This window comes from Streptomyces sp. NPDC048288 (genome assembly GCF_043201555.1).
Taxonomy (GTDB): Bacteria; Actinomycetota; Actinomycetes; order Streptomycetales; family Streptomycetaceae; genus Streptomyces.
Genome location: NZ_JBICZD010000008.1, coordinates 376,004 through 392,806 on the forward strand (window position 1 = coordinate 376,004; position 16,803 = coordinate 392,806).

At 70.7% G+C, this 16,803-nt stretch carries 16 protein-coding genes; 13 read left to right on the plus strand and 3 right to left on the minus strand.

Going from position 1 to position 16,803, the window contains the following annotated elements; genetic code table 11:
- Positions 1–68 precede the first annotated feature (68 nt).
- Positions 69–2,045 carry a threonine--tRNA ligase gene (thrS, locus tag ACGFZS_RS29355; RefSeq protein WP_393537898.1) on the plus strand — a complete coding sequence of 659 codons (1,977 nt, stop codon included), beginning with the start codon at positions 69–71 and terminating at the stop codon, positions 2,043–2,045.
- A 30-nt stretch (positions 2,046–2,075) separates the two neighbouring features.
- Here the strand turns inward: thrS and ACGFZS_RS29360 are convergent, their stop codons facing one another.
- Positions 2,076–2,735 (minus strand): potassium channel family protein, encoded by a 660-nt coding sequence (locus ACGFZS_RS29360; protein WP_393797632.1) that lies wholly within the window; start codon positions 2,733–2,735, stop codon positions 2,076–2,078.
- 67 nt (positions 2,736–2,802) lie between these two features.
- On the opposite strand from ACGFZS_RS29360, the gene ACGFZS_RS29365 reads away from it, so the two are divergent.
- Complete coding sequence (locus ACGFZS_RS29365; RefSeq protein WP_393661748.1) at positions 2,803–3,363, plus strand: HIT family protein; 561 nt, start codon at positions 2,803–2,805, stop codon at positions 3,361–3,363.
- A gap of 52 nt (positions 3,364–3,415) precedes the next feature.
- On the opposite strand, the gene ACGFZS_RS29370 is transcribed toward ACGFZS_RS29365, so the two are convergent.
- Positions 3,416–5,059 carry a hypothetical protein gene (locus tag ACGFZS_RS29370; protein ID WP_393797633.1) on the minus strand — a complete coding sequence of 548 codons (1,644 nt, stop codon included), beginning with the start codon at positions 5,057–5,059 and terminating at the stop codon, positions 3,416–3,418.
- 161 nt (positions 5,060–5,220) lie between these two features.
- Positions 5,221–7,419: an elongation factor G-like protein EF-G2 gene (locus ACGFZS_RS29375; protein ID WP_393797634.1), complete on the minus strand. Its 2,199-nt coding sequence runs from the start codon at positions 7,417–7,419 to the stop codon at positions 5,221–5,223.
- 280 nt (positions 7,420–7,699) lie between these two features.
- Between ACGFZS_RS29375 and pgsA the strand changes: the two genes are divergently transcribed.
- The 11 genes from pgsA to yajC all read left to right on the plus strand — a co-directional run bounded on the left by pgsA (position 7,700) and on the right by yajC (position 16,691).
- Complete coding sequence (pgsA, locus tag ACGFZS_RS29380; protein WP_359222708.1) at positions 7,700–8,377, plus strand: phosphatidylinositol phosphate synthase; 678 nt, start codon at positions 7,700–7,702, stop codon at positions 8,375–8,377.
- Positions 8,374–9,282: a phosphatidylinositol mannoside acyltransferase gene (locus tag ACGFZS_RS29385; RefSeq protein ID WP_393797635.1), complete on the plus strand. Its 909-nt coding sequence runs from the start codon at positions 8,374–8,376 to the stop codon at positions 9,280–9,282. The genes pgsA and ACGFZS_RS29385 overlap by 4 nt, the downstream gene beginning before the upstream one ends.
- Complete coding sequence (locus tag ACGFZS_RS29390) at positions 9,279–10,439, plus strand: glycosyltransferase family 4 protein (RefSeq protein WP_393797636.1); 1,161 nt, start codon at positions 9,279–9,281, stop codon at positions 10,437–10,439. The genes ACGFZS_RS29385 and ACGFZS_RS29390 overlap by 4 nt, the downstream gene beginning before the upstream one ends.
- Positions 10,440–10,549: 110 nt before the next feature.
- Complete coding sequence (locus tag ACGFZS_RS29395; RefSeq protein ID WP_393797637.1) at positions 10,550–11,101, plus strand: hypothetical protein; 552 nt, start codon at positions 10,550–10,552, stop codon at positions 11,099–11,101.
- Between the two features lie 105 nt (positions 11,102–11,206).
- Positions 11,207–12,112: a pyridoxal 5'-phosphate synthase lyase subunit PdxS gene (gene pdxS, locus ACGFZS_RS29400; RefSeq protein ID WP_393797638.1), complete on the plus strand. Its 906-nt coding sequence runs from the start codon at positions 11,207–11,209 to the stop codon at positions 12,110–12,112.
- Positions 12,112–12,714 (plus strand): pyridoxal 5'-phosphate synthase glutaminase subunit PdxT, encoded by a 603-nt coding sequence (pdxT, locus tag ACGFZS_RS29405; protein WP_393797639.1) that lies wholly within the window; start codon positions 12,112–12,114, stop codon positions 12,712–12,714. The genes pdxS and pdxT overlap by 1 nt, the downstream gene beginning before the upstream one ends.
- A gap of 52 nt (positions 12,715–12,766) precedes the next feature.
- Positions 12,767–13,519: a YebC/PmpR family DNA-binding transcriptional regulator gene (locus ACGFZS_RS29410; protein WP_359222713.1), complete on the plus strand. Its 753-nt coding sequence runs from the start codon at positions 12,767–12,769 to the stop codon at positions 13,517–13,519.
- A gap of 135 nt (positions 13,520–13,654) precedes the next feature.
- The gene (ruvC, locus tag ACGFZS_RS29415; protein WP_089103224.1) at positions 13,655–14,194 is read left to right on the plus strand and encodes a crossover junction endodeoxyribonuclease RuvC; all 540 of its coding nucleotides are present in this window, start codon (positions 13,655–13,657) and stop codon (positions 14,192–14,194) included.
- Positions 14,191–14,796 (plus strand): Holliday junction branch migration protein RuvA, encoded by a 606-nt coding sequence (gene ruvA / locus ACGFZS_RS29420; RefSeq protein WP_359222715.1) that lies wholly within the window; start codon positions 14,191–14,193, stop codon positions 14,794–14,796. Before ruvC ends, ruvA begins: the two co-directional genes overlap by 4 nt.
- Positions 14,797–14,823: 27 nt before the next feature.
- Complete coding sequence (gene ruvB, locus ACGFZS_RS29425) at positions 14,824–15,897, plus strand: Holliday junction branch migration DNA helicase RuvB (protein ID WP_393797640.1); 1,074 nt, start codon at positions 14,824–14,826, stop codon at positions 15,895–15,897.
- A gap of 242 nt (positions 15,898–16,139) precedes the next feature.
- Positions 16,140–16,691: a preprotein translocase subunit YajC gene (gene yajC / locus ACGFZS_RS29430; protein ID WP_393797641.1), complete on the plus strand. Its 552-nt coding sequence runs from the start codon at positions 16,140–16,142 to the stop codon at positions 16,689–16,691.
- Positions 16,692–16,803 lie beyond the last annotated feature (112 nt).

Genomic DNA, 16,803 nt, shown 5'->3' on the forward strand with positions numbered 1-16,803 from the left:
TCGGTACGATCCGGTATGGCGTGCGCTCCGGTACGGCGCCCGCATCCACCTTCAGTCAGGAGAGACCGGTGTCAGACGTCCGTGTGATCATCCAACGCGATTCCGAGCGGGAAGAACGCGTGGTGACGACGGGCACTACGGCCGCCGAGCTCTTCGCCGGCGAGCGCTCGATCATCGCCGCCCGGGTCGCCGGAGAGCTCAAGGACCTCGCCTACGAGGTACGGGACGGCGAGACCGTCGAGGGCGTCGAGATCTCCTCCGAGGACGGCCTGGGCATCCTGCGCCACTCCACCGCGCACGTCATGGCGCAGGCCGTCCAGGAGATCTTCCCGGAGGCCAAGCTGGGCATCGGCCCGCCGGTCAAGGACGGCTTCTACTACGACTTCGACGTGGCGAAGCCGTTCACGCCGGAGGACCTCAAGGCCGTCGAGAAGAAGATGCAGGAGATCCAGAAGCGCGGGCAGAAGTTCGCCCGCCGTGTGGTCACCGACGAGGCGGCCCGCGAGGAGCTGGCGAACGAGCCGTACAAGCTCGAACTGATCGGTCTCAAGGGTTCGGCGTCCTCGGACGACGGCGCGGACGTCGAGGTCGGCGCCGGTGAGCTGACGATCTACGACAACCTGGACGCCAAGACCGGCGAGCTGTGCTGGAAGGACCTCTGCCGCGGTCCCCACCTGCCCTCCACCCGTCTTATCCCGGCGTTCAAGCTGATGCGCAACGCGGCCGCCTACTGGCGCGGCAGCGAGAAGAACCCCATGCTCCAGCGCATCTACGGCACCGCCTGGCCGTCCAAGGACGAGCTGAAGGAGTACCTGGACTTCCTCGCCGAGGCCGAGAAGCGCGACCACCGCAAGCTGGGCAACGAGCTGGACCTGTTCTCCATCCCGGAGCAGATCGGCTCCGGCCTCGCCGTCTTCCACCCCAAGGGCGGCATCGTCCGCCGGGTGATGGAGGACTACTCGCGCCGCCGGCACGAGGAGGAGGGCTACGAGTTCGTCTACACCCCGCACGCCACCAAGGGGAAGCTCTTCGAGACGTCCGGGCACCTGGACTGGTACGCCGACGGCATGTACCCGCCCATGCAGCTCGACGAGGGCGTGGACTACTACCTCAAGCCCATGAACTGCCCGATGCACAACCTGATCTTCGACGCGCGCGGCCGCTCCTACCGCGAACTGCCGCTGCGCCTCTTCGAGTTCGGGACCGTGTACCGGTACGAGAAGTCCGGTGTCGTGCACGGCCTGACCCGGGCCCGCGGCTTCACGCAGGACGACGCGCACATCTACTGCACCAAGGAGCAGATGGCGGAGGAGCTCGACAAGACGCTCACCTTCGTCCTGAACCTGCTGCGCGACTACGGCCTCACCGACTTCTACCTGGAGCTGTCCACCAAGGACCCGGAGAAGTTCGTCGGCTCCGACGAGGTCTGGGAGGAGGCGACCGAGACGCTCCGCGCGGTCGCCGAGAAGCAGGGCCTCCCGCTCGTCCCCGACCCGGGCGGCGCCGCCTTCTACGGCCCGAAGATCTCCGTGCAGGCCAAGGACGCCATCGGCCGCACCTGGCAGATGTCCACCGTCCAGCTGGACTTCAACCTGCCCGAGCGTTTCGACCTGGAGTACACCTCCGCCGACGGCTCCAAGCAGCGCCCGGTGATGATCCACCGCGCCCTGTTCGGCTCCATCGAGCGGTTCTTCGCGGTGCTCCTGGAGCACTACGCGGGCGCCTTCCCGGCGTGGCTCGCGCCGGTGCAGGCGGTGGGCATCCCGATCGGGGACGCGCACGTCGACTACCTGCACAAGTTCGCCGCCGAGGCCAAGAAGAAGGGCCTGCGCGTCGAGGTCGACGGCTCCTCCGACCGGATGCAGAAGAAGATCCGCAACGCCCAGAAGCAGAAGGTGCCCTTCATGGTCATCGCGGGCGACGAGGACATGGCGGCCGGTTCGGTCTCCTTCCGCTACCGCGACGGCTCGCAGGAGAACGGCATCCCGTTCGACGAGGCCATCGCCAAGATCGTGAAGGTGGTCGAGGAGCGGGCCCAGGTCTGATCGCACTCGGTCGCGCGGGGCCCCCGGAGATCAGTTCTCCGGGGGCCTTCCGGCGTTCTCGCTCCCCGAGAACCGCTGCAGCATCCAGGACGAGAAGGATCCGGTGACCGTGCCCAGCAGGGCCAGACCGCAGGCCATCAGTCCCGCGGCGATGAACCGCCCCAGGGTGGTCACCGGGACGTAGTCGCCGTAACCGACCGTGGAGAGGGTCGAGCAGGTCCACCAGAGGGAGTCGCCGAAGGTCCGGATGTTGGCGTTCGGGGCCGAGCGTTCGGCCTGGTAGACGGCGAGGGCGCCGGAGAAGCCCAGCAGCGAGATCGACAGCGCCGAGTAGGCCGCCACGCGCGCGTGCAGCCCCATCCGGGGCTCACCGTGCCGGCGCTGCATCGCCTCGTACGTCCGCACGACCCGCACCGGCCGCAGCAGGGGCAGCACCAGGACGACGGTGTCCAGCCAGTGCCGTCGTACGAACCCCGGACCCTCGCGGCTGAGCCGCCAGCGCACCGCGTAGTCGACGGCGAACATCGCCCAGGTCGCGTAGGTCAGCGACAGGAGGACGGCGTGCACGGCCTCGGGCAGGTTCGGCTCCAGCACATGCACCGCGTACGAACCCAGGAAGACCAGCGACGCGATACCGAGCGGCAGGTCGGTCCGTCGGTCCCAGCGGTCCAGCCGGCTGTCGTCGTCCATCCGCCCAGCTTCGCCGCCGAGCGGTTTGGGCTGGCCCCGGCGACACGCCGCGAACGGGCGAAGCCATATGCTTTCTGGCATGACGAGTGAGCCGGAGCAGCAGATCGGAGTGGGGACGCAGGACGCGTTCCAGCGCCTGTGGACGCCCCACCGGATGGCCTACATCCAGGGCGAGAACAAGCCGACCGGCCCCGGGGCCGACGACGGCTGTCCCTTCTGCTCGATCCCGGCCAAGTCCGACGAGGACGGGCTGATCGTCCGGCGCGGTGAGCACGTCTACGCGGTGCTCAACCTCTACCCGTACAACGGCGGCCACCTGATGACGGTGCCGTACCGCCATGTCGCCGACTACACGGACCTGACCGGCCCGGAGACCGTCGAACTCGCCGAGCTGACCAAGCAGGCGATGACGGCCCTGCGCGGCGCGTCCGGCGCCCACGGCTTCAACATCGGCATGAACCAGGGCACGGTGGCGGGCGCCGGCATCGCGGCCCACCTGCACCAGCACATCGTGCCCCGCTGGGGCGGCGACACCAACTTCATGCCGGTGGTGGGCCATACGCGCGTGCTGCCACAGCTGCTGGCCGACACCAGGAAGATGCTGGCCGAGGCCTGGCCGACGGCCTAGGCCCGACGGCTCCCCACTCCTGCGGTTCCCCTCCCTCAAGCCGGGGGAGGGCTCACGCGTCGTACTTGTCGGCCTTCTTGGGCGACGCCTCCTGGACCGACCCGCTGAGGGCGCCCGCGCGCGACGTGAACTTGTCGGTGTTGACGTCGTGTTCCTTGAGCACGCTGAGCGCGGCCCGGTGCACCGCGCGGAGTATCGGAGTGGCCGCGCGCAGCGCGTCGTCGGCCATGAAACGGTGGTTCCAGGGCTGGTCGGCCCAGGCGTGCCGCAGGCCGAACGGCTCGGGCAGGCCTATGGAACCGCCGAGCCACTTCAGCAGCGGCGGGTACCAGCTGACCGTCGCCCGCGCGGCGAGCCGGACCACCTCGTCCGGGGTGACCAGCGGCAGCTTGATGGTCCGGGTCTCCCAGAACCGCACGGTCTTGGCGACCGTCTTCGTGGGCGCCTCGGGCTTGCCGCTGAACAGGCCGTTGACCGGGCCCAGGGCATGGCCGGTGACCTCGATGCGGAGGGTCTCCTTGAGCACGGTCACGGTGGCCATCATCGTGATGATCAGCTCGCCGTTCCACAGGTGCGGCCACTGCACGCCCAGGTAGTGCCGGTCGCCCTTGTCGAAGTGGTTCTTGTTGCAGATGTCCTCGACGTCCTTGGGCCCCACCTTGTAGTCGGTTCCCTCGGGCCGGGACACCGCCTTGGCACCCTCTCCGACATGGCTGACGATCCAGTGCCTGACCTGCGGTTCGGGGAAGCCGCCGGTCTTGAGGTGCTGCCGGTGCAGCACGCTCAGCTCCTTCTCGATCTCCCGGACCACCGTCCAGGCGCGGAACTCGTGGATGCCCTTGACCGGGTCGAGCGGGACCAGCTCCTCCGCGAGGTGCCAGGAGCCCCAGCGGGTGCCCATGCCGAGTATGCCCTTGGAGCCGGCGTAGAAGACCGCGTTGGACTGCTGCTCGGCGCTGAGCCGGGCCAGGGACTGGCGCAGCTGCTCGGCCGCGGCCTGGTCGGGGCTGGTCGGCACCGCCTCGGGGACCTTCGCGCCGACGCTGCCGCCGGAGAGCAGACCGCCCCAGGCCTCGCGCAGGTCCTTCGCGGTGGTCTCGCACAGCCGCTTGGCCAGGTACCAGCCGACGACCGGGAGCACGATGCAGCCGCGCGCGTACCAGCCCCAGAAGCCGGTGAGCGGCATCCGGATCAGGAAGATCACCGCGACCACGCCGACGGCGGCCAGCAGGGCGCTGCCGAGCCCGGAGACCCGCTTGTTGTCGGTCTTCAGCATGGTGGCCCGGAGCTGGAAGACGAGCAGCCAGATCAGCAGGCCGGGCAGGAAGAGCACCCCGCACAGGAACATGATGGCGGTCAGCCGCTGGTCGCGTTCCCGGCGGATGCGGTTGGCGGCGAGGCAGTGCTCGACGACCACCTGGGGCTCGCTGCCGAAGGACTGGATGAGCGGCTTGCGGCCGACGCCCAGCATGCGGTCGATGACGGCCTGGGAGTACGCCTCACCGAAGTTGGGCCGGAAGATCTTCGCCCACTTGCGGCCCTCGTTGACCGCGGACTGGTGCCACTCGTTGTCGGCCTTCTTGATCTCCTCCATCGGGGTGTCCCGGTAGGCGGCCGAGGCCAGGGCGTAGGTCGGGGCCTGCGCCTCGCCGCCCGGCCTGGGCACCTGCGGCCCGAAGAAGTCCTCGAAGCTCATTCCCGCCCCCACTTGCCGCCGTCCCGCTTCTGCGGCTTTCCCGACTTCCGTACTCCGCACACCTGTTGATCAAGTACTCAGAGTATCCCCAGCCACCGACAACCGTCGGCGGACGGCCGAAGCCGCCCGCCGAACACCGTTGTTGTCGACTATGAGGGCACCTACGAGGCTTCCTTCGCCTGTTCACGGATCCGGTCGGCGATCTGCGGGGGCATCGGCTCGTGCCGGGCGTAGGAGCGGCTGAAACGCGCCGTCCCGTGCGACAGCGAGCGCAGGTCCACCGCGTACCGGCCGATCTCGAACTCGGGCACCTCGGCCTTGATGAGGGTGCGCCCGCCGCTGGTCTGCTCGGTGCCCAGCACCCGGCCGCGCCGCCCGGACAGGTCGCTCATCACCGCGCCCACGTAGTCGTCGCCGACCAGCACCGACACCTCGGCCACCGGCTCCAGGAGATGGATCCTGGCGTCCGCGGCCGCCTCCCGCAGCGCCAGCGCGCCCGCCGTCTGGAAGGCCGCGTCGGAGGAGTCCACCGAGTGCGCCTTGCCGTCGAGCAGGGTGACCCGCACGTCGATCAGCGGATAGCCGGCGGCGACCCCCTTGGCGGCCTGGAACCGGATGCCCTTCTCGACGGACGGGATGAACTGCCGGGGTACCGCGCCGCCGACCACCTTGTCGACGAACTCGATGCCGGAGCCGCCGGGCAGGGGTTCCACCTCGATCTCGCAGATCGCGAACTGCCCGTGCCCGCCGGACTGTTTGACGTGCCGGCCGCGCCCGCCGGACTTCCCGGCGAACGTCTCCCGGAGGGACACCCGGTGCGGTACGACGTCGACCTGGACGCCGTACCGGCTGCGCAGCCGCTCCAGGGCGACGTCCGCGTGCGCCTCGCCCAGGCACCACAGCACCACCTGGTGGGTGTCCTGGTTCTGTTCGAGCCGCATCGTCGGGTCCTCGGCGACCAGGCGGGACAGGCCCTGCGAGAGCTTGTCCTCGTCCGGCTTGCTGTGCGCCTGGATGGCGAGCGGCAGCAGCGGGTCGGGCATCTCCCACGGCTCCATGAGCAGCGGGTCGTCCTTGCCGGAGAGGGTGTCCCCGGTCTCCGCCCGGCCGAGTTTCGCCACGCACGCGAGGTCACCGGCGATGACATGGGTGACCGCGCGCTGCTGTTTGCCGAACGGGGTGGACAGGGCGCCGACCCGCTCGTCGACGTCGTGGTCCTCGTGGCCGCGGTCGGCCAGGCCGTGCCCGGAGACATGGACGGTCTCGTCGGGGCGCAGGGTGCCGGAGAAGACCCGGACCAGGGAGACCCGGCCGACGTACGGGTCGGACGCGGTCTTCACGACCTCCGCGACCAGCGGACCGCCGGTGTCGCACGGTTTGATCTCGCGCGGTGTGCCGTCGAGGGTGGTGACGCCCGGCGTGGGGTGCTCGAACGGGGTCGGGAATCCGCCCGTGACCAGTTCGAGGAGTTCCACCGTGCCGAGCCCCTGGCGGGCGCCGTCGGCGGCCGGGGCGGCGGCCAGGACGGGGAAGAACGCCCCGCGGGCCACGGCCCGCTCCAGGTCCTCGATCAGGGTCTTGAGATCGATCTCCTCGCCGCCCAGATAGCGGTCCATGAGGGTCTCGTCCTCGCTCTCCGAGATGATCCCCTCGATGAGCCGGTTGCGGGCCTCCTCGATGTCCGGCAGCTGGTCGGGGCCCGGTTCGGCCTCCTTGCGCTCCCCGGAGGAGTAGTCGAACAGCTTCTGGGTGAGCAGCCCGACCAGACCGGTCACGGGCGCGTGCCCGTCCGGGCCCGCCGCGCCGTGCAGCGGCAGGTAGAGCGGGAGCACGGCGTCGGGGTCGTCGGCGCCGAACGCCTCGGCGCACACCCGGGTCATCTCCGCGAAGTCCGCGCGGGCGGCCTCCAGGTGCGTGACGACGATCGCCCGCGGCATCCCGACCGCCGCGCACTCCTCCCACACCATCCGGGTCGAGCCGTCCACCCCGTCCGAGGCCGAGACGACGAAAAGGGCCGCGTCCGCCGCGCGCAGACCGGCCCTCAGCTCACCGACGAAGTCGGCGTATCCCGGGGTGTCCAGGATATTGATCTTGATTCCGTTCCAGTCGACCGGTACCAGCGACAGCTGTACGGAGCGCTGCTGCCGGTGCTCGATGTCGTCGTAGTCCGACACGGTGCCGCCGTCCTCCACACGGCCCGCCCGGTTGACGGCTCCCGCGGTCAGCGCGAGAGCCTCCACCAAGGTGGTCTTGCCCGATCCGGAGTGGCCGACCAGCACCACATTCCGTACGGACGCGGGGTGGTCGGCCGCCGTAGCCCTGCCGGCGGCCCCAGGGTGTTCCTTGATCTTGTCGCCCATGGCTATGCCTCCCGTGCACGGTGAGGTCTCTGTGGGCGCGGGCGAGCATGGCGGGCCGCGTGCGGTGGCGGCTCCGATGACGCCCGCGGTTATTCGAGCTTTCCACTCCCGTCACGGTGCGTCCATACGGACGACGCGATCGTGCCCGCGGGAGCCGTCCCGGAGGGCCGCCGGTGCCGTCTGCGAGTGCCCGCCCGTCGCACACACGCGCGCGTGGCTACGATGGGCCAGCCGGGGTGGCCAGCAGGGGCCGCACGGCGCTACGACCGTCGGGAAGGCCATGCTGAACAAGTACGCGCGTGCATTCTTCACGCGTGTCCTCACACCGTTCGCCGCGTTTCTCATCCGCCGGGGCGTGAGCCCGGACACGGTCACGCTCCTCGGCACGGCCGGAGTGGTCGCGGGCGCACTGGTCTTCTTCCCCAGGGGAGAGTTCTTCTGGGGCACGATCGTGATCACGCTCTTCGTCTTCTCCGACCTGGTCGACGGCAACATGGCCCGCCAGCTGGGCCGCACCAGCCGCTGGGGCGCCTTCCTGGACTCCACCCTGGACCGGGTCGCCGACGGCGCGATCTTCGGCGGCTTCGCCCTCTGGTACGCGGGCAACGGGAACGACAACGTCCTGTGCGCGGTCTCCATCTTCTGCCTGGCCAGCGGCCAGGTGGTGTCGTACACCAAGGCGCGCGGCGAGTCGATCGGGCTGCCGGTGGCCGTCAACGGCCTCGTGGAGCGCGCCGAGCGCCTGGTGATCTCGCTGGTGGCGGCCGGTCTGGCCGGTTTCCACAAGTTCGGCGTGCCGGGCATCCAGATCCTGCTCCCGATCGCCCTGTGGGTGGTCGCCGCCGGCAGCCTGGTCACCCTGATCCAGCGGGTCGTCACGGTCCGTCGCGAGTCCGCCGAGGCGGAGGCGGCGGCCGAGCGCGAGAAGGCCTCGCACGGGAGCGAGGCCTCCCAGTGAGCGCCGCCGACCGGCTCACCGACGCCTTGTACGGACTCGGCTGGGGCACCGTGAAGAAGCTCCCCGAGCCGGTCGCCGTGCGCCTCGGCGACTCCATCGCGGACCTCGCCTGGCGGCAGCGCGGCAAGGGCGTCCAGCGGCTGGAATCCAACTACGCGCGCGTGGTGCCCGACGCGAGCCCGGAGCGGCTGCGCGAGCTCTCCCGCGCGGGCATGCGCTCGTACCTGCGCTACTGGATGGAGTCCTTCCGGCTCCCCGCCTGGAGCGAGGACCGTGTCCGGGGCGGATTCGACGTCAAGGACGTCCACCACCTCACCGACGGCCTCGCCTCGGACCGGGGCGTGATCATCGCGCTGCCGCACCTGGCCAACTGGGACCTGGCCGGCGCCTGGGTCACCACCGAGCTGAAGACCCCGTTCACCACGGTCGCCGAGCGGCTCAAGCCCGAGACGCTCTACGACCGGTTCGTCGCCTACCGCGAGGGCCTCGGCATGGAGGTCCTGCCGCACAGCGGCGGCACCGCCTTCGGCACCCTGGCCCGCAGGCTGCGCGACGGCGGCCTGATCTGCCTGGTGGCCGACCGCGACCTGTCCGAGTCGGGGGTGGAGGTCGACTTCTTCGGCGACACCGCGCGGATGCCCGCAGGACCGGCCCTGCTGGCCCAGCAGACCGGCGCGATCCTCCTGCCCGTCACGCTCTGGTACGACGACACCCCCGTCATGAAGGGCCGGGTGCACGCCCCGGTCGACGTACCCGAGTCAGGTGACCGGGCCTCGAAGACGTCTGTCATGACACAGGCGCTGGCCGACGCCTTCGCCACCGGGATCGCCGACCATCCGGAGGACTGGCACATGCTGCAGCGCTTGTGGCTCGCGGACCTCGACCCCGCGAAGGGACCGTCGTGAGGATCGGCATCGTCTGCCCCTACTCCTGGGACGTCCCGGGTGGCGTCCAGTTCCACATCCGCGATCTCGCCGAGTACTTCATCCGGCTCGGCCACGAGGTCTCCGTGCTCGCCCCCGCCGACGACGACACCCCGCTGCCGCCCTACGTCGTCTCGGCGGGCCGCGCGGTCCCGGTGCCGTACAACGGCTCGGTGGCCCGCCTCAACTTCGGGTTCCTGTCCGCCGCGCGGGTGCGCCGCTGGCTGCACGACGGCGCGTTCGACGTGGTCCACATCCACGAGCCGACCTCGCCCTCCCTCGGCCTGCTGACCTGCTGGGCCGCCCAGGGCCCGATGGTCGCGACCTTCCACACCTCCAATCCGCGCTCCCGCGCGATGATCGCCGCCTACTCGATCCTCCAGGCCGCCCTGGAGAAGATCAGCGCCCGGATCGCGGTCAGCGAGTACGCCCGCCGCACGCTCGTGGAGCACCTCGGCGGGGACGCGGTGGTCATCCCCAACGGTGTCGACGTCGACTTCTTCGCCAAGGCCGAACCGCGCCCCGAGTGGCAGGGCGACACGATCGGCTTCATCGGCCGGATCGACGAGCCCCGCAAGGGCCTGCCGGTCCTGATGAGGGCCCTCCCGAAGATCTTCGCCGCCCGCCCGAAGACCAGGCTCCTGGTGGCCGGCCGGGGCGACGAGGAGGCCGCGGTCGAGTCCCTCCCCGCCGAGCTGCGCTCCCGCGTGGAGTTCCTCGGCATGGTCAGCGACGAGGACAAGGCCCGCTTCCTGCGCAGCCTCGACCTGTACATCGCGCCCAACACGGGCGGCGAGAGCTTCGGCATCATCCTGGTCGAGGCCCTGTCCGCGGGCGCTCCCGTCCTCGCCTCCGACCTCGACGCCTTCGCCCAGGTCCTGGACCAGGGCGGGGCCGGCGAGCTCTTCGCCAACGAGGACGCGGACGCGCTGGCCGAGGCGGCGGTACGGCTCCTGGAGAACCCGGAGCGCCGGGCCGAGCTGCGGGAACACGGCAGCGTCCATGTGCGGCGCTTCGACTGGTCCACGGTGGGCGCGGACATCCTGTCGGTGTACGAGACGGTGACGGCGGGCGCGGCGGCGGTGGCGGCGGACGAGCGGTCGGGGTTGCGGGCGCGGTTCGGGTTGGCGCGGGATTAGTGAGCCGCGAGAGGTCGTCCGATCTGGTGCGGCTTCGTTGTGGCTGGTGGCGCAGTTCCCCGCGCCCCTGACGGGGCGCTGCCGCGGGTGCTTCCTATAGCGTTCCGCCCGTGACCGCAACGCTCATCTGGACACTCTGGATTCTTGTCGCCCTTGTGGTGGTCGGCCTGTACCTGAGCTGGACCGCAGGCCGACTCGACCGGCTGCACGCGCGTATCGACGCGGCCCGTGCCGCCCTGGACGCCCAGTTGCTGCGGCGTGCCTCGGTGGCGCAGGAGCTGGCGACCTCGGGGGTGCTGGATCCTGCGGCCTCGATGGTGCTGTACGAGGCGGCGCACGCCGCGCGGCAGGCCGAGGAGGAGCAGCGGGAGGTCGCGGAGAGTGAGCTGAGCCAGGCGCTGCGGGCGGTCTTCGAGGACCCGCAGCAGGTGGAGGAGGTTCGTGAGGCGCCCGGTGGCGAGGCCGCGGCGACCGAGCTGGCCGAGGCCGTACGCCGGGTCCCGATGGCCCGCCGCTTCCACAACGACGCCGTCGGCGCGGCCCGCCGGCTCCGTGAACACCGCAAGGTCAGGTGGTTCCGGCTGGCCGGACACGCGCCCTTCCCGCTGGCCTTCGAAATGGACGACGAGCCGCCGACCGCACTGGTCGAGCGGGCCGCCTAGGGCCAAAACGATCCACCGGCTTCCCATTGGCCCTTGCTGTGGACTGGTCCGCTCGCGTTTCCTCGGTGTTCGCAGAAACCCTCTTTCACTTCAGCGAGGTCACCCGTGTCCACCATCGACAACCAGGCCCCCGAGACCGGTACCGCCCGCGTGAAGCGCGGCATGGCCGAGCAGCTCAAGGGCGGCGTGATCATGGACGTCGTCACGCCGGAGCAGGCGAAGATCGCGGAGGACGCGGGCGCCGTCGCCGTCATGGCCCTGGAGCGGGTCCCGGCCGACATCCGCAAGGACGGCGGGGTCGCCCGGATGTCCGACCCGGACATGATCGAGGGCATCATCGAGGCCGTCTCCATCCCGGTCATGGCCAAGTCCCGCATCGGTCACTTCGTCGAGGCCCAGGTGCTGCAGTCCCTCGGCGTCGACTACATCGACGAGTCCGAGGTCCTCACCCCGGCCGACGAGGTCAACCACTCCGACAAGTGGGCCTTCACCACGCCGTTCGTCTGCGGCGCCACCAACCTCGGTGAGGCCCTGCGCCGGATCGCCGAGGGCGCGGCCATGATCCGCTCCAAGGGCGAGGCCGGCACCGGCAACGTCGTCGAGGCCGTCCGCCACCTGCGCCAGATCAAGGGCGAGATCGCCAAGCTGCGCGGCTGCGACAACAACGAGATCTACGCCGCCGCCAAGGAGCTGCGCGCCCCCTTCGAGCTGGTCAAGGAGGTCGCCGAGCTCGGCAAGCTGCCGGTCGTGCTGTTCTCCGCCGGTGGTGTCGCCACCCCGGCCGACGCCGCGCTGATGCGCCAGCTCGGCGCCGAGGGCGTCTTCGTCGGCTCCGGCATCTTCAAGTCCGGCGACCCGGCCAAGCGCGCCGCCGCCATCGTGAAGGCGACCACCTTCTACGACGACCCGAAGATCATCGCGGACGCGTCCCGCAACCTTGGCGAGGCCATGGTCGGCATCAACTGCGACACCCTCCCCGAGTCCGAGCGCTACGCGAACCGGGGCTGGTGATGACCACTCCCGTGGTCGGAGTGCTCGCACTCCAGGGCGACGTACGGGAGCACCTGATCGCCCTGGCCGCGGCCGACGCCGTGGCCAGGCCGGTCCGGCGCCCCGAGGAACTCGCCGAGGTGGACGGCCTGGTCATACCCGGCGGCGAGTCCACCACCATCTCCAAGCTGGCCGTCCTGTTCGGCGTGATGGAGCCCCTCCGCGCGCGCGTGCGGGCCGGTCTGCCCGTCTACGGCACCTGCGCGGGCATGATCATGCTCGCCGACAAGATCCTCGACCCGCGCTCGGGCCAGGAGACGATCGGCGGCATCGACATGATCGTGCGCCGCAACGCCTTCGGCCGTCAGAACGAGTCGTTCGAGGCGGCGGTCGACGTACGCGGCGTCGACGGCGATCCTGTAGAGGGCGTGTTCATCCGCGCCCCCTGGGTCGAGTCCGTGGGCGCCGACGTCGAGGTGCTCGCCGAGCACGAGGGCCACATCGTCGCGGTCCGCCAGGGCAACGCGCTCGCCACGTCGTTCCACCCGGAACTGACCGGCGACCACCGTGTGCACTCCCTGTTCGTCGACATGGTGCACGCCAACCGGGCGACGGAGTCCTAGTAGGATCTCTGGCGTTCGTTGTTTGGATGGGTTACGCGAAGGAGACAGGCAGATGTCCGGCCACTCTAAATGGGCTACGACGAAGCACAAGAAGGCCGTGATCGATGCCAAGCGCGGCAAGCTCTTCGCGAAGCTGATCAAGAACATCGAGGTCGCGGCCCGGATGGGCGGCGTCGACATCGAGGGCAACCCGACGCTCTACGACGCCATCCAGAAGGCGAAGAAGCAGTCGGTCCCCAACAAGAACATCGACTCCGCGGTCAAGCGCGGCGGCGGCCTGGAGGCCGGTGGCGCCGACTACGAGACGATCATGTACGAGGGCTACGGCCCGAACGGCGTCGCGGTGCTCATCGAGTGCCTCACCGACAACCGCAACCGCGCCGCCTCCGACGTGCGCGTCGCCATGACCCGCAACGGCGGCAACATGGCCGACCCGGGCTCGGTGTCCTACCTCTTCAACCGCAAGGGCGTCGTCATCGTCCCCAAGGGCGGGCTGACCGAGGACGACGTCCTCGGTGCCGTCCTGGACGCGGGCGCCGAGGAGGTCAACGACCTGGGCGAGTCCTTCGAGGTGCTCAGCGAGGCCACCGACATGGTCGCCGTCCGCACCGCCCTCCAGGACGCCGGGATCGACTACGACTCCGCCGAGGCCAACTTCGTCCCGACCATGCAGGTCGAGCTGGACGAGGAGGGCGCCAAGAAGATCTTCAAGCTGATCGACGCGCTCGAGGACAGCGACGACGTGCAGAACGTCTTCGCCAACTTCGACGTCAGCGACGAGGTCATGGAGAAGGTCGACGCGTAACGCCGCATCGGGCCGCATCAGGCTGAACGGACCGAACGGGCCGACGGGACACACCCGTCGGCCCTTCGTCATGTCGGCCGTTGTCGGTGGTACCGGATAGCCTGCACAAACAGGTGACCCGAAGGGAGGGGGCGCGTGCGCGTACTGGGGGTGGACCCAGGGCTGACCCGTTGCGGTGTCGGGGTCGTCGAGGGCGTCGCCGGTCGGCCGCTCACGATGGTCGGCGTGGGGGTCGTACGGACGCCGGCGGATGCCGAACTCGGCCATCGGCTCGTCGCCATCGAGCAGGGCATCGAGCAGTGGCTGGACGAGCACCGGCCCGAATTCGTCGCCGTGGAGCGGGTGTTCAGCCAGCACAACGTACGGACCGTGATGGGCACCGCCCAGGCCAGTGCCGTCGCCATGCTGTGCGCCGCCCGCCGGGGCATCCCCGTCGCCCTGCACACCCCCAGCGAGGTCAAGGCCGCCGTCACCGGCTCCGGACGCGCCGACAAGGCCCAGGTCGGCGCCATGGTCACCCGGCTGCTCCGGCTCAGCGCCCCGCCCAAGCCCGCCGACGCCGCCGACGCCCTCGCGCTCGCCATCTGCCACATCTGGCGCGCCCCCGCCCAGAACCGACTCCAGCAGGCCGTCGCCCTGCACGCAGCCAACGCAACGAAAGGCCGTACGGCATGATCGCCTTCGTCAGCGGCCCGGTCGCCGCCCTCGCCCCGGACTCCGCGGTCGTCGAGGTCGGAGGGATCGGCATCGCCGTCCAGTGCTCGCCCAACACCCTGTCCGGGCTGCGCATGGGCCAGCAGACCAAACTCGCCACCTCCCTCGTCGTACGGGAGGACTCGCTCACCCTGTACGGCTTCGTCGACGACGACGAGAAGCAGGTCTTCGAGCTGCTGCAGACGGCGAGCGGTGTCGGCCCCCGGCTCGCCCAGGCGATGCTCGCCGTGCACAGCCCTGACGCGCTGCGCCGCGCGGTCGCCACGGGTGACGAGAAGGCGCTGATCGCCGTGCCCGGCATCGGCAAGAAGGGCGCGCAGAAGCTGCTGCTGGAGCTGAAGGACCGGCTGGGCGAGCCCATCGGCGCCCCCGCGATCGGCGCGCCGGTCAGCCAGGGCTGGCGGGACCAGCTGCACGCGGCCCTGATCGGCCTCGGCTACGCGACCCGGGAGGCCGAGGAGGCGGTGACCGCCGTGACCCCGCAGGCCGAGGCGGCGGGCGGCACCCCGCAGGTCGGCCAGCTGCTGAAGGCCGCCCTCCAGACCCTCAACCGCGCCCGCTGACCCCACCACCGCTGAGGCACATCACTTATGAACTGGGACGACACGACCGACACCGGCGCCGACGCGGAGCGGCTGGTGGGCGCCGTCGCCGACCGTGAGGACCAGGCCGTCGAGGCCGCGCTGCGCCCCAAGGACCTGGGCGAGTTCATCGGGCAGGAGAAGGTCCGCGAGCAGCTCGACCTGGTCCTGCGCGCCGCACGCGCGCGGGGGGCCACTGCCGACCACGTGCTGCTCTCCGGCGCGCCCGGCCTGGGCAAGACCACCCTCTCCATGATCATCGCGGCCGAGATGGGCGCGCCGATCCGCATCACCTCCGGTCCCGCCATCCAGCACGCAGGCGACCTGGCCGCGATCCTCTCCTCCCTCCAGGAGGGCGAGGTCCTCTTCCTCGACGAGATCCACCGCATGTCCCGGCCCGCCGAGGAGATGCTGTACATGGCGATGGAGGACTTCCGCGTCGACGTGATCGTCGGCAAGGGCCCGGGCGCCACCGCGATCCCGCTGGAGCTGCCGCCGTTCACGCTGGTCGGCGCCACCACGCGCGCGGGCCTGCTGCCGCCCCCGCTGCGCGACCGCTTCGGTTTCACCGCGCACATGGAGTTCTACGAGCCCACCGAGCTGAAGCGGGTCGTCCATCGCTCGGCCAACCTCCTCGACGTCGAGATCGACCCCGCAGGCGCCGCCGAGATCGCCGGCCGCTCGCGCGGCACGCCCCGGATCGCCAACCGGCTGCTGCGCCGCGTCCGCGACTACGCGCAGGTCAAGGCCGACGGGCTGATCAACCGCGAGATCGCGCACGCGGCGCTGGCCGTCTACGAGGTGGACGAGCGCGGCCTCGACCGCCTCGACCGCGCCGTCCTGGGGGCCCTGCTCAAGCTGTTCGGCGGCGGCCCGGTGGGCCTGTCGACGCTGGCGGTGGCGGTGGGGGAGGAGCGCGAGACGGTCGAGGAGGTCGCCGAGCCCTTCCTGGTCCGCGAGGGCCTGCTCGCCCGCACCCCGCGCGGCCGTGTCGCCACCCCCGCCGCCTGGGCCCACCTGGGCCTGACCGCGCCGCGCGGTGCGGCGGGCGGAACCGGCCAGCAGGACCTTTTCGGCACGTGACGCCCCTGCGGCGGGGCCGGCGGACGGGTCGCCGCCCGTCCGCCAGGGCCCGACGCCAGACGTGATCTCTTCGTGACGGCGGGGTATTGGCGGGCGCAGGAACCCAGGTGCCATGCTGAGCGTTGTTCCATGCGCGCGGACTCGCTTAGACTCCGCCGATGCCGCCTTTGCGGGCGGCGCCGACCACGCCCCCATCATCCAGGCCGCTCACCGCCGCGGCTGCGCGAAGGAAATTCCGTCCCGTGAATACCTTGACCCTTCTCCCGCTCATCGTGCTCATCGCGGCCATGTTCCTGCTGACGCGGTCGAACAAGAAGAGGCAGCAGCAGGCCCAGAACATGCGGAACGAGGTGCAGCCCGGCAGCGGTGTCCGCACCATCGGCGGCATGTACGCGACGGTCAAGGAAGTGAACGACGACACGGTCCTGCTCGACGCGGGCCCGGGCGTCGAGCTTCTCTTCGCGAAGAACGCGATCGGCTCCGTCCTCACCGACGACGAGTACAACCGCATCGTCCACGGTGTCGAGCACGACCTGAAGTCCGACGCCGCCGTCGTCCCGGACGACGCCTCCTCCCTCACCGAGACCGACGACGAGTCGGCCGACGCTGCCGCCGCCTCCGACGACAAGGCCGTCGACCTCGGCAAGAAGGACGAGGCCGAGGAGACCGCCGAGGCGAAGACCGAGGCGAAGACCGAGGACAAGGCCGAGGACGAGGTCGAGGAGGCCGGGACCGTCGAGGCGAAGGCCGGCGAAGAGCCGAAGAAGACCGACGGCGAGACCGACGCGAAGTAGCCGCGACCCGGGGGGTGGGGGGGGGGGGCGCCCCCCCCCCCCCCCCCCCCCCCCCCGGGGGGGTACCCCCCCCCCCCCCCCTCGTCGGCTCAGTAGACGGCTGCGGCCGCCC